The 17,867-nt window shown below is 62.0% G+C and carries 18 protein-coding genes; all 18 read right to left on the reverse strand.

The window, feature by feature from the left end; genetic code table 11:
• The gene (gene fliN, locus BM110_RS19235) at positions 1-468 is read right to left on the reverse strand and encodes a flagellar motor switch protein FliN (RefSeq protein ID WP_058427232.1); all 468 of its coding nucleotides are present in this window, start codon (positions 466-468) and stop codon (positions 1-3) included.
• Between the two features lie 42 nt (positions 469-510).
• On the reverse strand, positions 511-1,479 hold the full coding sequence (gene fliM, locus BM110_RS19240) for a flagellar motor switch protein FliM (protein WP_071489822.1): 969 nt from the start codon (positions 1,477-1,479) through the stop codon (positions 511-513).
• A 9-nt stretch (positions 1,480-1,488) separates the two neighbouring features.
• Positions 1,489-1,989 carry a flagellar basal body-associated protein FliL gene (fliL, locus tag BM110_RS19245; protein WP_092243038.1) on the reverse strand — a complete coding sequence of 167 codons (501 nt, stop codon included), beginning with the start codon at positions 1,987-1,989 and terminating at the stop codon, positions 1,489-1,491.
• Positions 1,990-2,199: 210 nt separating this feature from the next.
• Positions 2,200-3,540, reverse strand: a complete 1,341-nt coding sequence (locus BM110_RS19250; protein WP_093513999.1) for a flagellar hook-length control protein FliK — start codon at positions 3,538-3,540, stop codon at positions 2,200-2,202.
• 898 nt (positions 3,541-4,438) lie between these two features.
• Positions 4,439-4,786 carry an Hpt domain-containing protein gene (locus BM110_RS19255; protein ID WP_092243033.1) on the reverse strand — a complete coding sequence of 116 codons (348 nt, stop codon included), beginning with the start codon at positions 4,784-4,786 and terminating at the stop codon, positions 4,439-4,441.
• A gap of 30 nt (positions 4,787-4,816) precedes the next feature.
• Positions 4,817-6,535: an ATP-binding SpoIIE family protein phosphatase gene (locus BM110_RS19260; RefSeq protein WP_071491279.1), complete on the reverse strand. Its 1,719-nt coding sequence runs from the start codon at positions 6,533-6,535 to the stop codon at positions 4,817-4,819.
• Positions 6,532-6,834: an STAS domain-containing protein gene (locus tag BM110_RS19265; protein ID WP_058424909.1), complete on the reverse strand. Its 303-nt coding sequence runs from the start codon at positions 6,832-6,834 to the stop codon at positions 6,532-6,534. Before BM110_RS19265 ends, BM110_RS19260 begins: the two co-directional genes overlap by 4 nt.
• 65 nt (positions 6,835-6,899) lie before the next feature.
• On the reverse strand, positions 6,900-7,349 hold the full coding sequence (gene fliJ / locus BM110_RS19270; protein WP_071491280.1) for a flagellar export protein FliJ: 450 nt from the start codon (positions 7,347-7,349) through the stop codon (positions 6,900-6,902).
• Between the two features lie 3 nt (positions 7,350-7,352).
• Positions 7,353-8,711 carry a flagellar protein export ATPase FliI gene (fliI, locus tag BM110_RS19275; protein WP_071491281.1) on the reverse strand — a complete coding sequence of 453 codons (1,359 nt, stop codon included), beginning with the start codon at positions 8,709-8,711 and terminating at the stop codon, positions 7,353-7,355.
• Complete coding sequence (gene fliH, locus BM110_RS19280) at positions 8,701-9,465, reverse strand: flagellar assembly protein FliH (protein WP_093514000.1); 765 nt, start codon at positions 9,463-9,465, stop codon at positions 8,701-8,703. The genes fliI and fliH overlap by 11 nt, the downstream gene beginning before the upstream one ends.
• A 10-nt stretch (positions 9,466-9,475) precedes the next feature.
• Positions 9,476-10,495, reverse strand: coding sequence for a flagellar motor switch protein FliG (gene fliG, locus BM110_RS19285; RefSeq protein ID WP_010208743.1), 1,020 nt, complete (start codon positions 10,493-10,495; stop codon positions 9,476-9,478).
• Positions 10,488-12,269, reverse strand: coding sequence for a flagellar basal-body MS-ring/collar protein FliF (gene fliF, locus BM110_RS19290; RefSeq protein WP_092243027.1), 1,782 nt, complete (start codon positions 12,267-12,269; stop codon positions 10,488-10,490). Before fliF ends, fliG begins: the two co-directional genes overlap by 8 nt.
• 16 nt (positions 12,270-12,285) lie before the next feature.
• Positions 12,286-12,615 (reverse strand): flagellar hook-basal body complex protein FliE, encoded by a 330-nt coding sequence (fliE, locus tag BM110_RS19295; RefSeq protein WP_015885194.1) that lies wholly within the window; start codon positions 12,613-12,615, stop codon positions 12,286-12,288.
• 132 nt (positions 12,616-12,747) lie between these two features.
• Positions 12,748-14,124, reverse strand: coding sequence for a sigma-54-dependent transcriptional regulator (locus BM110_RS19300; protein WP_093514001.1), 1,377 nt, complete (start codon positions 14,122-14,124; stop codon positions 12,748-12,750).
• A gap of 6 nt (positions 14,125-14,130) precedes the next feature.
• Positions 14,131-15,342: a sensor histidine kinase gene (locus BM110_RS19305; protein ID WP_093514081.1), complete on the reverse strand. Its 1,212-nt coding sequence runs from the start codon at positions 15,340-15,342 to the stop codon at positions 14,131-14,133.
• 110 nt (positions 15,343-15,452) lie between these two features.
• Positions 15,453-16,928 carry a sigma-54 dependent transcriptional regulator gene (locus tag BM110_RS19310; protein WP_093122308.1) on the reverse strand — a complete coding sequence of 492 codons (1,476 nt, stop codon included), beginning with the start codon at positions 16,926-16,928 and terminating at the stop codon, positions 15,453-15,455.
• Positions 16,929-17,098: 170 nt separating this feature from the next.
• Positions 17,099-17,395 (reverse strand): flagellar protein FliT, encoded by a 297-nt coding sequence (locus BM110_RS19315; protein ID WP_071491286.1) that lies wholly within the window; start codon positions 17,393-17,395, stop codon positions 17,099-17,101.
• 26 nt (positions 17,396-17,421) lie between these two features.
• On the reverse strand, positions 17,422-17,826 hold the full coding sequence (fliS, locus tag BM110_RS19320; protein ID WP_058424915.1) for a flagellar export chaperone FliS: 405 nt from the start codon (positions 17,824-17,826) through the stop codon (positions 17,422-17,424).
• Between the last annotated feature and the right edge of the window lie 41 nt (positions 17,827-17,867).

Genomic DNA, 17,867 nt, shown 5'->3' on the forward strand with positions numbered 1-17,867 from the left:
TCAGCGCAACTTCTTGATGCGTTCGCTCGGGCTGATCACGTCGGTCAGGCGGATGCCGAACTTTTCGTTGACCACCACCACTTCGCCGTGGGCGATCAGGGTGCCGTTGACCAGCACGTCCAGCGGCTCGCCGGCCAGGCGGTCAAGCTCGATCACCGAACCCTGGTTGAGTTGCAGCAGGTTGCGGATGTTGATTTCGGTGCTGCCGACTTCCATGGAAATCGACACCGGAATGTCGAGGATCACATCCAGGTTCGGGCCATCGAGGGACACCGGCTCGTTGTTTTTCGGCACGCTGCCGAATTCTTCCATAGGCAGGCGGTTGCCGGCCGGAGCGGTGGCGGCGTCAGCGGCCAGCAGCGCGTCGATATCGTCCTGGCCAACATCGCCGGTTTCTTCCAGGGCAGCCGCCCATTCGTCAGCCAGGGCCTGGTCTTCGGCGGAAGTGTTTTCGTGTTCGGTAGCCATTACATGTCCTCGGCGGAGCAAACATTCATAAATAGGGTTGCATCAACGACGGGTGATCGGCTCGACCACCTGCAGCGCCAGGTTGCCCTTGTGGGAACCGAGCTTGACCTTGAATGACGGCACGCCGTTGGCGCGCATGATCATTTCTTCCGGCAGTTCGACGGGGATGATATCCCCCGGCTGCATGTGCAAAATATCGCGCAGGCGCAGTTGCCGACGGGCCACGGTGGCGCTCAACGGTACGTCGACGTCCAGCAGGTCTTCGCGCAAGGCCTTGACCCAACGTTCGTCCTGGTCGTCCAGGTCGGACTGGAAACCGGCGTCGAGCATTTCGCGCACCGGTTCGATCATCGAATACGGCATGGTCACGTGCAGGTCGCCGCCACCACCATCGAGTTCGATGTGGAAGGTCGACACCACAATGGCTTCGCTGGGGCCGACGATGTTGGCCATGGCCGGGTTCACTTCGGAGTTGATGTACTCGAAGTTGACTTCCATGATCGCCTGCCAGGCTTCCTTCAAATCGATGAAGGCCTGCTCCAGCACCATGCGCACCACCCGCAACTCGGTGGGGGTGAACTCACGGCCTTCGATCTTGGCGTGGCGGCCATCGCCGCCGAAGAAGTTGTCCACCAGCTTGAACACCAGCTTGGCGTCGAGGATGAACAGCGCGGTGCCGCGCAGTGGCTTGATCTTGACCAGGTTGAGGCTGGTGGGCACGTACAGCGAGTGCACGTACTCGCCGAACTTCATCACCTGCACGCCGCCCACCGCCACGTCCGCCGAACGACGCAGCATGTTGAACATGCTGATGCGGGTATAGCGGGCGAAACGTTCGTTGATCATCTCCAGGGTCGGCATGCGTCCACGGACGATGCGATCCTGGCTGGTGAGGTCATAACTTTTGACGCTGCCGGGCTCGGCAGCCATTTCGGTCTGTACCAGACCATCGTCGACGCCATGCAGCAGCGCGTCGATTTCATCCTGGGACAGCAGGTCTTGCACGGCCATGTCGTGATCCTACTGCAATACGAAGTTAGTGAAGAGCGCCTGCTCGACCACGACTTTGCCGAGCTCCTTCTGGGCCACTTCCTGCACGCTGGCCGTGACTTTCTGGCGCAGCATTTCCTGGCCCACCGGGGTGGCGAGTGTGTCGAAGCTCTGGCTGGAGAACAGCATGACGAGGTTGTTGCGGATCACGGGCATGTGCACCTTGAGGGCGTCCAGGTCCGAAGCGTTACGCGCCAGCAAGGTGATGCTCACCTGCAGGTAGCGTTGACGACCGTTCTGATTGAAGTTGGCGACAAAGGCCGGAAGCATCGGTTCGAAGATTGCCGGTTGCTTGACGTTAGTGGCGGTTTCGGCGGCGGGTGCCGGCTTGCTGGCACTGCTGTGCATGATGTACCAGGTGCCACCCACCGAGGCGCCGATAGCCAGGAGCAGGCCCAGGACTATCAACAGGATAAGCTTGAGCTTACCTTTGCCTGCGGGTGCTTTTGCTGCGTCTTCGCTCTTCGCCATGCCAATAATCCGTCACTATTCGGGGATTCATAGATCTACGGAGAGGCAAGAGCAAGTGTTATGCCAGAGTTGTCTGGAAGTCGAGGAGGTACGGGCACAGCAAATCAAATTGTGGGAGGGGGCTTGCCCCCGATAGCGGTGTATCAGTCACCCATGTTTCAGCTGACACGCCCTCATCGGGGGCAAGCCCCCTCCCACATTTCGTCCGGATCAGGCGTAGTAGTCGACCGCACTGGAGCCGATTACGGTTGAGGTGACCGGCGTCACGGCTTCAGCCACATCAAGGTGGTTGCCGCTGTCGCCATTGTCACCGCCCCGCCCGCCGCCACCGCTCACACCACGGGTCTGGGCCTGCTGCTGTTGTTGCTCCTGCCCACGGGACTGGTCCGACACGTTCACGTCCACCTGGCCCATGCCCTGCTGGGCAAACATCTCCCGCAAGCGCCCGGACTGGCTTTCCAGCGCTTCACGTACCACCGGGTGGGCGCTCATGAAGTTGACCTGGGCCTGTTGGTCGGCGGTCATGTTGACCTTGATATCCAGGCGACCAAGCTCAGCGGGTTGCAACTGGATCTCCGCCGACTTGAGGTTGGCACTGGACAGGTACATCACCCGGTTGACGATTTCATCGGTCCAGCCGCTCTGGTGCATGGCCAAGGGCGCATTGGTCACCGGTGGCAAGGCGTTGGCGGTTTTCGGCGTGGCCGCCTGGGTCAACGCGGCGAGGCGGTTGGCGAAGTCATCGACACGGGTGTCGCTGCTGGCGTTCTTCAGGTCCTTGAGACCGTCTTCGATCAACCCGCTGAAGGCCTTGTCGCCGCCCTGGTCGGTGCTGTCCTTGGTGGCTTGCTGGTCAACCATATTGGCCAGGCCGGCGGCGAAATTCTGTGCGGCAGTGGGTTGATCCTGAGTCGGTGCCGGAGCGGTTTTTGCCTGCGCCTGGCTGCTGGCCGATACGTGACCGCCCTGCTCCATCGCCAGGCGCACGGCGGGCATGGCATCCAGGGGATCTGCTTCAGGATCGAAGGCCGGCTTGGCTTCCTCGGTCGCTGCGACCGACGCAGCAACCACCGGCTGAGCCTTGTCATCCTTGGTCGTGGTCGCGGGCGCAGGTGTTTCAACCGGCACCGGCACGGCTACCGGGGTGACGGTGGCAATCAGCGCCGGGTCGACCACCGGGTCAGCCGGAGGTTGCTGCACCAAGGCAGGGTCGGCTGGCGCGTCGTCATCCTTGCTCGCGCTGTCGTCGGTTTTGGCCGGCGGCGTGGCAGGCAAGGTATTGCCGCTATCGGCAACGGCTGGCGTGCTGGCGGCAGGCTTGTCATTGCCCACTGCAGGCTTGGCGCTGGCATCGGACGACTTGCCTGCGGTGGGTTTGGCCGAGCTGTCGTCGGTCTTGACCGTGGGCTTGGACGCCTGGCTGGCAAACACTTGAGCGAAGCCAGGGCCCTTGTCCCGTGGGTCCGCAGCCACTGCCGATGGGTTGGCAGAGGGCGCTTGAGGCTTGGCCGCGGGGGCAGCCTGAAGGAGCGAATTCGGGGCGACTGGCATAGGTAAAGGTCTCCACTGCATGGGGGTCGGGGATGCAGTATTGAGAGGTAGAGCAAGAGTTGGGCCAGGTTTGGGGGCGGTTGGTTTTATTGAGTACATATCCGTTTTTTAGGTAACGGCCACTTAGGGTTCCGCCCTTACGGCGGCTCACTTTGGAAAAGCCGGAATGCCGGCCCAGCCCAAAGTAAGCAAAGGGCTCTTGCCCCAACACTCGGCACCTCGCCTAGGCTCGGTGTGCCCGTAATCCGACAGTGATTTGGGGGGCCGCCGCCCCGCGCCATCCATGGCGCGGGGCGGCTAAACCGGCATCCCTGCCGGTTTACCCCCCAAATCCCTGCCGAATTCCGGCCAGCGTGTTTGACGGGGCGCCTAAGATCAAAATCAAAAGCAAAGCGCGGCGGCCGAATAGCCGACCGAATCGTTGAAGCGTACGCGCTCCCCTGTAGGAGCAGGGCTTGCCCGCGAAGGTCGTTAACCATAACGCGGGAAGCCAGGATAAACGCGGCGCGCTCACTGGTTCTAGGGCTGCTTCGCAGCCCAACGCGGGGCAAGCCCGCTCGCCACAGTAAGTCGGTTACACAGAACAAAAAACGTATCTACGATGCGCAGCGAGTCGCTCTTGCTTTTGATCTTCGGCGCCCCGTCAAACACGCTGGCCGAACGCAGGCTTGAATCCGTGGGTAACCCGGCAGGACGCCGGGTTAGCCGTCCTGGGCCATGGATGGCCCATGACGGCGGCCCACGGATTCAAGCCGGAGTGAGGGAACACCGAGCCTAGGCGAGGTGCCGAGTGTTGGGGCGAAGCGTTTTTGGTTACTTTTTGCGCTCTTCAAAAAGTGACCCGCTGTAAGAGCGGAACCATAAGCCGCCGTTACCGCAGCAACGGATATGTACTCAATCAAATCTGAAACCGCTGCCGCTCCGACTCATACAACGGCTTCACCAACGCAAACTCCCGATCAATCTGATCCACCAACTCCCCCAGATCCCCAACCACAGGCCCAACGGACTCAACCTCCAACCGCTGACACAACTGCGCCAACCTCACCGCCCCCAGGTTTCCACTGCTGCCCTTGAAGCTATGCGCAATCCGCCCCAACGCCTTCGCATCATCCCTGGCCTTGCGCAGCGCTTCGACGCGCTTCTGGGAATCATCGAGAAAGGTATCAAGCAACTTGGGATACTCGCCTTCCATGACTTCCTGCAAACCCGACAGCACCTCCGGGTCCAGATGTAGATCAACCACTTGCTCGCTCCTTGATCAAGAATCGGCGGATTATGCCAGAGCCTCCCAGGAAAACTCCACGCAGACACTGCGCCCGCCATCCGACCAGCGTACATCGCTGCTCAATTGGCGCACCAGGCTCAAGCCCCGGCCGGACAGACGGTCGATATCCAACGGCCGCGCCAGCACCTGTTCCACATCGAAACCGGGGCCGCTGTCCTCGACGCGCAGGGTCATCCTGCCACCCGCCTCCGTCGGTACCACCTGCACATGCACCCGTATATAGCCGCTGTTGAGTTGTGCCAGGCGGTCATTACGCAGACGGTAATACTCGGCAAACCCCTGGGCGTCACGCTTGAGCCGTGAATCCAGGCCCAGCACGCCGTGCTCCAGCGCATTGGAATACAGCTCCGCCATCACGCTGTACAGCGCCCCGCTCTGCTCGCGCAGGCCGTGGATCTCCAGCAGCAGTTGCAACAGGTACGGCAATGGGTTGTAACGCTTCAAGGTCTCTGCACGGAATTCGAAACTCACCGACCAATCCAGCGGACAAGACTGCCCACTGTCGGCATACAACGGCCCGCTCGCACGCAGTTGCTGGTCGACTTGCAGGGTGATCTCCACCATGCTCACGTCATCCCGCGCTTTGCCTCGGAAGGCCGCCAGCGCCTGTTCGATATCTTCAAACAGCCGATCAGGCTCGCGGTTGGCGGCGAACACCTGCTGCAAACGTTCAGCGCCGAACAGCTGCTCATTGGCGTCAGCGGTATCCAGCACGCCATCGGACAACAGGAACACCCGGTCACCCAGGGCCATGGGCCAGACCTCGGTGCGATCATCAAAGGCTTGCGCCGACAGCACACCCAACGGCAAATGCCGCGATTCCAGTGGCGTGCGTTTACCCGTGGCGATTTCATGCACATAGCCTTCGGGCATGCCGCCGTTCCACACCTCCACCACCCGCCGCTGCGTGCTCAGGCACAACAGGGTGGCGCAGCAGAACATGTCCACCGGCAGGATGCGCTTGAGCTTGGCGTTCATCTCGCGCAGGGTCTGTGCCAGGCCGTAGCCCTTGGCGGTCATGCCGTAGAACACTTCTGCCAGGGGCATGGCCCCCACCGCCGCCGGCAGGCCATGCCCGGTGAAGTCACCGAGCAGCACGTGCATGTCGCCGGACGGGGTGTAGGCAGCCAACAGCAAATCACCGTTGAACAACGCGTAGGGCGATTGCAGGTAGCGAATATTCGGCGCGGCGTTGATACAACCGGAATGGGCAACCTTGTCGAACACCGCCTTGGCCACCCGCTGCTCATGCAGGAGGTAATCATGGTGTTTGGCGATCAGGTCGCGTTGCTGCAAGACCGTGGCCTGCAACCGACGCAGGCGGTCCATGGCATTGATCTTCGCCGCGAGAATCAGCTGGTTGTAGGGCTTGGGCAGGAAGTCATCACCGCCGGCATCCAGGCACTGGGCCAGCGCTTCGCTCTCGCGCAGGGAGGTGAGGAAAATCAGCGGCACCAGCTCTTCACCCGCCAATTGCTTGATCCGCCGCGCCGCCTCAAAACCGTCCATCACCGGCATCAGCGCATCCATCAACACCAACTGCGGTCTCTCACGGGTAAACACCGCGACCGCTTCAGCACCGTTGGTGGCCGTGAGCACCTGGTGGCCCTGGCGTCGGATGATGGTCGACAGCAACAGCAGGTCGGCGGCGCTGTCTTCGGCGATCAGGATCGTCAGCGGCTCAAGGACCGGGGCCAGGACGCTCAACTGATGTCGAACAGTTTGTCGAAGTTGGAGATACCGAGGATCTTGCGCACATCCGAATTGCTGTTGATCACCCGGATATCGGCGTCATCCCCGGCATGATCGCGCAGCAGCAACAGCATGCCGAGGGCGGAGCTGTCGAGGTAGGTCGTCTCTTTCAAGTCCACGACGTAGGTAGTGGGCACCTTGTAGAAACGCTCGTAGGCGTCACGAAACGCTTGATGGCTGCCGAAATCAAACCGGCCCTTGACCGCGATCGTCAACTTATTCCCATCCAGGGATACTTCTGACTCGACTGACATGTGACTGCTTCCTTGTCATTGGCAATGACACAAGGTTTAGCAGGTGCAGGGGATGTGGGCAACCTTCAATAGACGTCTTTGCGCGGCAAGCGCTGGGACAGCTCGTCGAGCAGCTTCTGCTCGCGCTTGTCTTCAAGCGCCCGCGCTTCGTCGATATAGCGCTGCACCAGCTTGCGCAGACCTTCGACCCGGGCAAACGCGGCCTGCCAGCTCTCACGCGCCTTGTCGAGGTTGTTCTGGTGCCAGGCCAGGCTTTGGCGCTGCTGGCCGACGGCGGTTTCCAACTGGTTGAGAAAGCCCTGGTAACCCATCAGCCATTGGCCAGACACGCCCTTGCTGCCGCGCTCGATCCATTGCTGCTGGTACTCGCCGCGAAAACGCTCCAGGTCGCCCAGCTTGCTTTCCGCCAGGCGGACTTGCCCCTGGAAGTAACCCAGGCGCTGCACGGCGGTTTTCTCGGCCTTTTCGGCCATGTCCACCACCGGAGCCAGGCGCGCGGCGCGGCTGTTGGCCATGGCTTAGCCGCCCGGCGCCGGGGCGAAGATCGACTGCAGGTGCGCTTCGCTTTCGCCCATGCTGATCTTGTCGTTGAGGCCCTGGCGCAGGTACGTCACCAACTGCGGTTGCAGGGCGATGGCCAGGTCGGTGTCGCGATCACCGCCCGCCACGTAGGCGCCGACGCTGATCAAGTCGCGGCTCTGCTGGTAGCGCGACCACAGCTGCTTGAACTGTTGCGCCCGGGCCATGTGTTCCGGCGTAACCACCGCTGGCATCACCCGGCTGATGGACGCTTCGATGTCGATGGCCGGGTAGTGCCCTTCTTCCGCCAGGCGCCGTGACAGCACAATGTGGCCGTCGAGCACGCCCCGCGCCGAGTCGGCAATCGGGTCCTGCTGGTCATCGCCTTCGGACAATACCGTGTAGAACGCGGTGATCGAGCCACCACCGGCCTCGGCGTTACCGGCGCGCTCAACCAGCTTGGGCAGTTTGGCGAACACCGACGGCGGGTAACCCTTGGTCGCCGGCGGTTCGCCGATGGCCAGGGCGATTTCCCGCTGGGCCTGGGCGAAACGCGTGAGCGAATCCATCAGCAACAGGACGTTCTTGCCCTTGTCGCGGAAATATTCGGCGATGCGCGTGCAGTACATGGCGGCGCGTAACCGCATCAGCGGCGCATCGTCCGCTGGGGATGCAACCACCACCGAGCGCTTGAGGCCTTCTTCGCCGAGACTGTGCTCGATGAATTCCTTCACCTCGCGGCCCCGTTCGCCGATCAGCCCGACCACGATGATGTCGGCCTCGGTAAAGCGCGTCATCATGCCCAGCAACACCGATTTACCCACGCCGGTACCGGCGAACAGGCCCAGACGCTGGCCACGGCCGACCGTCAATAATCCGTTGATGCTGCGAATGCCAACGTCCAGCGGCACGCTGATGGGGTTGCGGTTGAGCGGGTTGATGGTGGGACCGTCCATCGGCACCCAGTCTTCGGCCTTCATGCCGCCCTTGCCGTCCAGCGCACGACCGGCGCCGTCGAGTACGCGACCGAGCATGCTCATGCCCATCGGCAGGCGGCCGGTGTCGGCCAACGGCACCACGCGGGCACCAGGGGCAATGCCCGCCAGGCTGCCCACGGGCATCAGGAAAATCTTGCTGCCGGAAAAGCCCATCACTTCGGCTTCGACCTGCACCGGGTGGTAGCTGTCGTCGTTGATCACCATGCAGCGGCTGCCCATGGCGGCGCGCAGGCCTTCGGCCTCAAGGGTCAGGCCGACCATGCGCAGCAGGCGTCCTTCGAGGATCGGCTGGCCGGGCAACTCGGTGGCCTCGGCGTAACCGGCCAGGCGCTTGGCGAAGCTGGTGCGGTCAAGGCGCATCGACGGCGTCCAGGTCCACGCTCAGATCAGGCTCGGCCGGGTGCAGGGCCTGTTCGTGGAGCTGATCAAACAGCTTGGCCATGATCTGGCTGATGCGGGTCTCCACCGTGGCATCGATGCGACTGTGTTCGGTTTCGACGCGGCAACCACCGGGCTGCAACGACGCGTCCTCGACGATGCGCCAGGTTTCTTCATGACGCTCGCGCAGGGCCTTGACCTGTTCGAAATCCTGCGGGTTGATGTACAGCCGCACGTTGCCGACGCCCAGGGGCAGCAGCTTGAGGGCTTCGCGCATCACGCTTTCGATATGACTGGAATCCAGCGCCAATTCGCGCTGGATCACCTGGCGGGCGATGTGCTGCACCAGGTCGACCATGGCCTTTTCGATCTGCGAATCCTGCTCGGCGATGGGGTCGAACAGCGTGCCCATCAAGCGTTCCAGGCTGGCCAGCTTGAGGCTCAGGGCCTCTTCGGCCTCCTGGCGCACCTTGAGGGTGGTGCTGCGAAAACCGTCTTTTTCACCCGCCGCGAAGCCTTCGTTGTAGGCCTCCTGGCGGATGGCTTCCAGTTCTTCCAAGGTCAGTGGCTGGACTTCATCCAGTGGCACTTCTTCCATTTCCAGCGGAGGTTCTTCGACCGGTTCCGGCTCGGGTTCGGGCACATGCGGGTCGAAGCTGGGCAACGACCAGATGTCGAACCCACCGACGTCCCGTGCGCGAATCAGATCGCTGGGCGCCTCATCTTTGTTCGACATGGGAAGCGCCTTAGATCATTTCTTCGCCGCCCTTCCCGCCGAGAACGATTTCTCCGGCTTCGGCCATACGGCGGGCAATGGTGAGGATTTCTTTCTGCGCGGTTTCCACGTCGCTGACGCGTACCGGGCCCTTGGCTTCCAGGTCGTCGCGCAACAGTTCCGAGGCACGCTTGGACATGTTCTTGAAGATCTTCTCTTTGACGTTCTCGTCCGAACCCTTGAGGGCCAGCACCAGCACGTCCGAGGACACTTCGCGCAGCAACGCCTGGATGCCGCGGTCGTCGACATCGGAGAGGTTGTTGAACACGAACATGAGGTCTTCGATCTGACCGGACAGGGTGTCGTCGATCTCGCGGATCGAGTCCATCAACTGGCCTTCGACCGAGCTGTCGAGGAAGTTCATGATGTCAGCCGCACGCTTGATACCACCCAGGGTGGTGCGCGAGGCGTTCGAGTTGCCGGAGAACTGCTTCTCCAGAATCGTGTTGAGTTCTTTCAGCGCCGCCGGCTGCACGGTGTTCAGCGACGACACGCGCAGGATGATGTCCAGGCGCACTTTATGGTCGAAGTGGCCGAGCACTTCACCGGCCTGGTCGGGGTCGAGATACGCCACCACGATCGCCTGGATCTGCGGGTGTTCGTAGCGGATCACGTCGGCGACGGCACGCGGCTCCATCCATTTCAGGCTGTCGAGGCCGCTGGTGTTGCCACCGAGCAGGATGCGGTCGATCAGGCCGTTGGCCTTGTCTTCGCCCAGGGCCGAGGTGAGCATCTTGCGGATGTAGCTGTCGGAGCCGACGCCCAGGCTGGTCTGGTCGCCGACGATCTCGACGAACTCGCTCATCACCTGCTCGACCTGCTCGCGGTGCACATTGCGCATCTGCGCCATGGCCACGCCCACCCGTTGAACCTCTTTGGGCCCCATGTGGCGCAGCACTTGGGCGGCGTCGGTTTCACCCAGGGACAGCAGCAGGACTGCGGCTTTGTCGACCTTGGTGAGCTTGGCAACAGCGGCTCGATTATCACTCATCTGCGTTGATCCACTCTTTCACGACCTGGGCCACACGGCCCGGGTCTTCTGCCACCAGACTCTTGATTGCGTTCAGCTGAGCGTCGTAACCCTCGCTCGGGCTTGGCAACAGGATGCTTTGCGGGCCGCCGAGGCTGACGCGGTCGTTGGCCAGTTCGCCGTCCAGGCCGCCCATGCCACCCAACTCGACGTCGCTGCCACCATAGGCCGCCAGTTGTTTCTTGCCGTTGCCGGTGATGTTGTTGAGCACCGGGCGCAGCACGCCGAACACCAGCACCAGGATGAACAACACACCCAGCACCTGCTTGACGATGTCCCAGAACCACGGCTGCGAGTAGAACGCCGGCTCGGCGATCACTTCGCCACGCTCGGCAGAGAACGGCATGTTGATCACGCTGACGCTGTCACCCCGGCTGGCGTCAAAACCGACGGCGTCCTGCACCAGGCGCGTGAAGCGCGCCAATTCGTCGGCGCTCCATGGGGCACGGGTAACGGCGCCATCGGCGGCATTGACCTTGACCTGGTCATCCACCACCACCGATACCGACAGGCGATTGACGCGGCCTTGTTGCTGCTTGGTATGGCTGATGGAACGGTCGAGTTCGAAGTTCTTGGTCGACTGGTTACGCTTGTCCGCCGGGTACGGCGCGAGCATCGGCTGCCCAGTGGCCGGGTCCATGATCTGTTGGCCATTGGCGTCCAGCAGCGGCTGGCCTGGCTGGATGGCGCCAGCGCTGGCCGTAGCGCCACCGGTGGTTTGCGGAGCCGAGGCCGGGGCCGGCGGCTGGTTGCTCAGGGCGCCCGGTACGCCTTGTGGCGGGCCGTTGGCAGCGGTGCGTTGTTCGCTGGTGGACTGCTCGCTGCGCAACGCCGGCTGGTCCGGGTTGAACTGCTCGGAGGTCGATTCGACGGCGCTGAAGTCCACATCGGCGGACACTTCCGCCTTGTAGCGGTCGTTGCCCAGCACCGGCTGCAGGATGTTGTGCACACGCTGGGTGAGCATGCTTTCCACACGACGGCTGTAGTCGAACTGCTTGCCGGCCTGGGTCAGCGCGGAGTTTTCCGCCTGGTCGGACAGCAGGTTGCCCTTCTGGTCGACCACGGTGATTTGCGACTTGCTCAGCTCAGGCACGCTGGTGGCGACCAGGTTGACGATCGCCAGCACCTGGCCTGGCTCCAGGGAGCGGCCGGCAAACAGTTCCACCAATACCGAGGCACTGGGCTTGCGCTCATCGCGCACAAACACCGAGCTTTTCGGAATGGCCAGGTGCACGCGGGCACCCTTGACGTTGTTCAGGCTGGAGATGGTGCGCGCCAGTTCGCCTTCCAGACCGCGACGGTAGCGGGTGGCTTCCATGAACTGGCTGGTGCCCAGGCCCTGGTCCTTGTCGAGGATTTCGAAACCGATATTGGCGTCGGACGGGGTGACGCCGGCCGCCGCGAGTTTCATGCGTGCACGGGCCACATCGTCGGCCTTGACCAGCAGCGCCCCGGAGTTGGGCTCCACGGTGTAGGCGATGTCGGCGGCGGCCAGGGTTTCCATGATCTGCTTGGAATCCATGCCCGCCAGGCTGCCGTAGAGCGGCCGGTAATCCGGTTGCTGCGACCACAGCACCACGGCAAAACCAATCGCCACGCTCGCTGCCAGGCCGACCATCAGGCCCACCTGACGCAACATGGTCATTTCGGAGAGGTTTTCCAGGAACGACAGGCCAAACAGCGGCGGCTTGCCGTCTGCCTTGGCGGGTGCGTTGTCCACGACTGCTTCTGCCATGACTTAAATCTCGTCCTTAAACCGGCATCTGCATGATGTCTTGGTAAGCCTGAACCAGCTTGTTACGCACCTGGGTCAACGCCTGGAACGACACGCTGGCCTTTTGCGAGGCGACCATCACATCGGTGAGGTCCACGCCGCTTTTGCCGATCTCGAACGCGTTGGCCAATTGGCTGGAGGCTTGCTGGGTATCACTGACTTTGTTGATGGCCTGGCCGAGCATGTCGGCGAAGCTGCTTTGGCCCAATTCCGGCGCAGGCGCGACGGATTTCGGTTGAGCCATGGCATCCATTTGCATGGAGCGCATATCCAACATCAACCGATTGAACTCAATACCCTGGCTCATGAACTTCTCTCTCCGACAACCCGCATGTTTTTTGACGCTACGCCGCAATTACTAGGTGAAGTAGCAACAAGGGTGCCAGCTCTGGTTCAACTCGTAAGAAAAGGCGACAAACCTTGTCCGCCTTGTTACCGATTATGTGGCGAACAGATATGCCTCGACGTCCATGCCGGCGTCACGCATCTGCGCCAGCTTGTAGCGCAAGGTCCGCGGGCTGATCCCCAGGCGCTCGGCAGCCTCTTTGCGGCGGCCGCGCTCGGCGCGCAGGGTGTCGATGATCATCTGGAATTCGCGGCGACGCAGGTCGTCGCCCAACGCACCGGCGGTTTCGGTTTCGACCACCACGGGCGCAGGCGCCAGGGTCGGCAGCGGCGCAACCCCGCTGCCCATGGCCAGGCAGAAATCCTGGGGCTGGATCAGGCCGCCCTGCTGCAGGATCAACGCACGCTGGATGGCGTTGTCCAGTTCCCGGACGTTTCCCGGCCACGGATAGGCGACCAGGCAAGCCTGGGCCTCGGCCGACAGGCGTGCCTGGGCATGCTTCATTTTTTTGACGTGGTTGCCCAGCAGGCGCTCGGCCAGTGGAATGATGTCCGCCGGGCGCTCGCGCAACGGGCGCCAGGCCAGGGGAAAGACCGAGAGACGGTAGAACAAGTCTTCACGGAAGCGCCCCGCCGCCACTTCGCCCGCCAGGTCACGGTTGGTGGTGGCGACCACGCGGATATCCAGCTGGATCGGCTTGCGTGCGCCAACGCGCTCTACTTCACGCTCTTGCAGCACCCGCAGCAACTTGGCTTGCAGGCCCAGGGGCATTTCCGAAATTTCATCGAGCAAAATCGTGCCGCCATCCGCCTGCTCGAACTTGCCCGCCTGAGCCGCAATAGCGCCGGTGAACGAGCCTTTTTCGTGGCCGAACAGCGTGGCTTCGAGCATGTTGTCGGGGATCGCCGCGCAGTTGATTGCGATAAACGGCTGCTTGGCGCGGGTCGATTGCTGGTGGATGTAGCGGGCCAGCACCTCCTTGCCGGTGCCGGACTCGCCGGAAATCAGCACGGTGGAATCACTGCGCGCCACGCGGGCAGCCAGCTCCAGCAATTGTGCGCTGGCCGGTTCGAAGGCAATCGGACCTTCGCCGTCGCTGGCCGGGATCACGCCCAGGGCATGCCGTGCGACCAGTTCGATCAAAGCTCTGGGTTCGAACGGTTTGACCAGGTAATCCGCCGCCCCCTGGCGCATCGCGTCGACTGCACGTTCCACAGCGCCGTGGGCGGTCATCAGCAACACCGGCAACTGTGGCTGACGCGCGCGCAGCACACCGAGCAACTGGTGGCCGTCCATGCCCGGCATGTTCACGTCGCTCACCACCAGGCTGAAGGACTCTTGCTCCACCGCCTCCAAGGCGTCCTCGGCAGAACCGACCGCCCGGTAGTCATGGCCCGCCAACAGCAGCGTGTCGGCCAATGCTTCACGCAGCGCGCGATCGTCTTCCACCAACAGAACCTTGATAGCCATAACCGTTTACTCCGTGCTTGCCGCGCATGAAAACAGCGGCAAGGTCATCAATGCACAGGTGCCACGCCCGACACGGGAATGCAGCTGCAATTCTCCCTGATGGGCACGCGCCACTGCCTTGACCACGGTCAGGCCCAGGCCCGTACCGTTGGTCTTGGTGGTGAAAAAAGGTTCGCCCAGGCGCTGCAATACGGCAGGCTCGATACCGCTGCCGCTGTCGCTGATGCATAGGCGCAGGGTTTGTTCGCGGTTGTACAGGTGCACCTTGAGCCGCGCACCAGGGCCGCTGGCCTGGGTGGCGTTTTCGATCAGGTTGAGCAGCGAACCGACAAGGGTGTCGCGGTTGCACAGCAGCTCGCCGAGATGGCTGTCGCACTGCCAACGCACTTGCACGTCTTGAATGTGGGTGGCGGCCGCCGCTTGCAGCGCCTGCATCAACTCGGTAGGTGTGATGCGGTCGGTCAGCGGCAATTCACCACGGGCAAACACCAGCATGTCGCGCACCTGGTGCTCCAACTCATGCAGGCGCTCCTTGAGGCGCCCGGCAAAACGCTGGTGGGTGGCCGCGGGCAATTGTTCATCAGTCAAATGACTGGCGTAGATCAACGCCGCCGACAGTGGCGTGCGGATCTGATGTGCCAGAGAAGCGACCATGCGCCCCAGCGAGGACAAACGTTCGTGGCGCGCCAACTGGTCTTGCAGGTGACGGGTTTCAGTCAGGTCGTTGAGCAGCACAAGCTGGCCCGGCTCAGCGTCCAGAGCGCGCGTGGCGATGGACAAGCGGCGACCGTCCTTGAGCGAAATTTCATGGCCATCATCTTCACGCGGCGCAAAGCAGCGGGTGATTACGTGACGCCACAGCTCGCCTTCCAGCGGCAGGCCAAGCATGTCACAGGCCGCCGGGTTGGCTTCACGCACGCGGCCTTCTTCGTCGATGACGATCACGCCACCGGGCAACAGCGACAGCAGGTTTTGCAGGCGGTTGGCCAGGCGCTCCTTCTCGGCCAACTCTTCCATGCGCTGGGCACTGACCACCGCCAACTCGCCCTTGAGCTCCGAAACACGGGCTTCGAGCAGGCTGTAGGAATCGGTCAATTGGCTGGACATCTGGTTGAACAGCGAAAACGCCTGCTCCAGGCCCTGGCGGCTTTGCTGTTCTACAGAGGGAACCAGGCCTGCAATGGCAGGACTGGAAGAATGTTGGGCGGCGTGGGGCATCATGCTCTCTCGCTTGGCTGACCGTCAGTTAAACGGAACGTTGCGAGGGCTGTAGCAATACCCGTGCCGAAAAAAAACCACTGAAGTTTCAGTGATTTAAAAAACAGGCGTCAATCATCCGCCTGTTCGTCACCTTCTTTGCGGCTCATGCCGTACTTGCGCATCTTCTCCACCAGGGTGGTTCGACGAATGCGCAGGCGCTCGGCGGCACGGGCGACGATGCCGTTGGCGTCGTCCAGAGCCTGCTGGATCAGGCCTTGCTCCAGGTTGCCGAGGTAGTCCTTCAAGTCCAGGCCTTCGGGCGGCAGCATGGCGGTAGAGCCGAAGTCCGGGGCATGACCGTTGATGGCCACCCGCTCCTCCAGGTCGCTGCGCAGGCTGTCGACCAGTTGCTCGTCTTCGTCGTCGACGTAGCGGAATTTCTTCGGCAGCTCGACCACGCCGATCACACCGTAGGGGTGCATGATCGCCATGCGCTCCACCAGGTTGGCCAGCTCGCGCACGTTGCCCGGCCAGCCGTGGCGGCACAGGGACATGATTGCGGCGGAATTGAAACGGATCGAACCGCGCTTTTCGTGCTCCATGCGCGAGATCAGTTCGTTCATCAGCAACGGGATGTCCTCCACGCGCTCGCGCAGCGGGGCCATCTCGATCGGGAATACGTTGAGGCGGTAGTACAGGTCTTCGCGGAAGCTGCCGACCTCGATCATGCTTTCGAGGTTCTTGTGGGTGGCCGCGATGATGCGCACGTCAACGCTCTGGGTCTTGTTGCTGCCCACGCGCTCGAAGGTACGCTCCTGCAACACGCGCAGCAGCTTGACCTGCATCGGCAGCGGCATGTCGCCGATCTCGTCGAGGAACAGGGTGCCGCCGTTGGCCAGCTCGAAACGCCCGGCACGGCTGGTGATCGCCCCGGTAAAGGCGCCCTTCTCGTGGCCGAACAATTCGCTTTCAAGCAGCTCTGCCGGAATCGCCCCGCAGTTGACCGGCACAAAGGGCCCGTCGCGGCGCTTGGAGTGATAGTGCAGGTTGCGCGCAACCACTTCCTTGCCGGTGCCCGACTCGCCGAGGATCAACACGCTGGCGTCGGTATCGGCCACTTGCTGCATCATCTGGCGCACGTGCTGGATGGCGCGGCTGGTGCCGACCAGGCTGCGGAACAGGTTGGGTTCGCGATGGCGACCGCGCTCGCGGGCCTGGTCGTACATCTCGCGATAGACCTGGGCACGGTGCAGGGAGTCGAGCAATTTACTGTAGCTGGGCGGCATTTCAAGGGTGGAAAGCACCCGGCGGCGCTGGTCTTCTGGCAGTTCGACAGAAGAAATATCGCCCATCAGCAACACGGGAAGGAACTCATCCCAGGTTGACAGTGTCTTTAACAAGCCCAAAACAGCGCCAGGAGCGTTTACCGTCCCGATCAGCACACAAATGACTTCACGGCTCGATGACAATGAGCTGACCGCCTGCTGCCAGTCATGGCTGCCGCAGGGCAAATTTTCTTCGCCAAGAAAATTCAAAATCACCGCTAAATCGCGGCGGCGGACGCTATCGTCATCAATCAGCAGAATTTTGGTTTCACGCCACATGCAATAGCAACTTCCCTAGTAAAACTTCCTGCCCCGAAGTGAGGGCAATCGAGACGCCTGTAAGACTTTGTACCTTACTAGACGTCTGAAATCTGAAAACAGCACTAGTTAAGTCAAAAATGCTGGCACAGTCAAATATATGACGCGCCCATCGGACCAACTGCGGCTCTTCAGCCGAACAGATGGTAAACCTTTGACGCATTTTTCGCTTGGTTGATCTGCGACATCTCCTCGAAAATCGCCTGCCGCTCGCCCGTCGTCACCTCGAGCAATTGCTGGTAAACCGCCAGCAGCCCCTCAAGCTTTTCGCGCAACGCATCCTCGTCTACCGGCGCTTCGCTGAGCACCTCGTCGATGACATGACGACAGCCCAGGTCCAGCTCGCCGATGGCGTCCCAGTTGCGGTCCGCCAGCGCGCCCATCAGCGCCTCACGGGTTTCATCAATGCGTTGCAATGCTTGGCTCATGACGTGTTCCTCAAGGCCGCTTGGCCTTATTGTGCAGCGCCTTGTGGCGCGCCGATGGCATCCCAGCCTTCTTTCACGGTAATCAGCAAACGGGCGACTTCGTCAATCATGTCGGCGTCGTTGTGCAGATTGGCCTCCATCAAACGGTTGGTCATGTACACGTACAGACCTTCCAGTTGCTGAACGTATTCCTTGTTGTCGCTTTTTTCCGCGCTCAGGCCATCACGAAGCCCGATGAGGATGTCGGCGGCCTTGCCCAGCATCAGGCCCTTCGCGGCGATATCACCACGCGCCAACGCACCTTTGGCCTGCGCCATACGGTCGAGCCCACCCTCCATCAGCATTTGCACCAGGCGGTGCGGGCTGGCTTCGGAGATCTGGGCATGGGAATTGACCTTCTGGTATTGGCGAAGGGCTCTCATGGGATTCATTTTTCTACCTCGTGACAGGCAACAGCGAGATGGGTTGCAGT

It is taken from the genome of Pseudomonas sp. NFPP28 (assembly GCF_900115535.1).
GTDB classification, from domain to species: domain Bacteria; phylum Pseudomonadota; class Gammaproteobacteria; order Pseudomonadales; family Pseudomonadaceae; genus Aquipseudomonas; species Aquipseudomonas extremorientalis.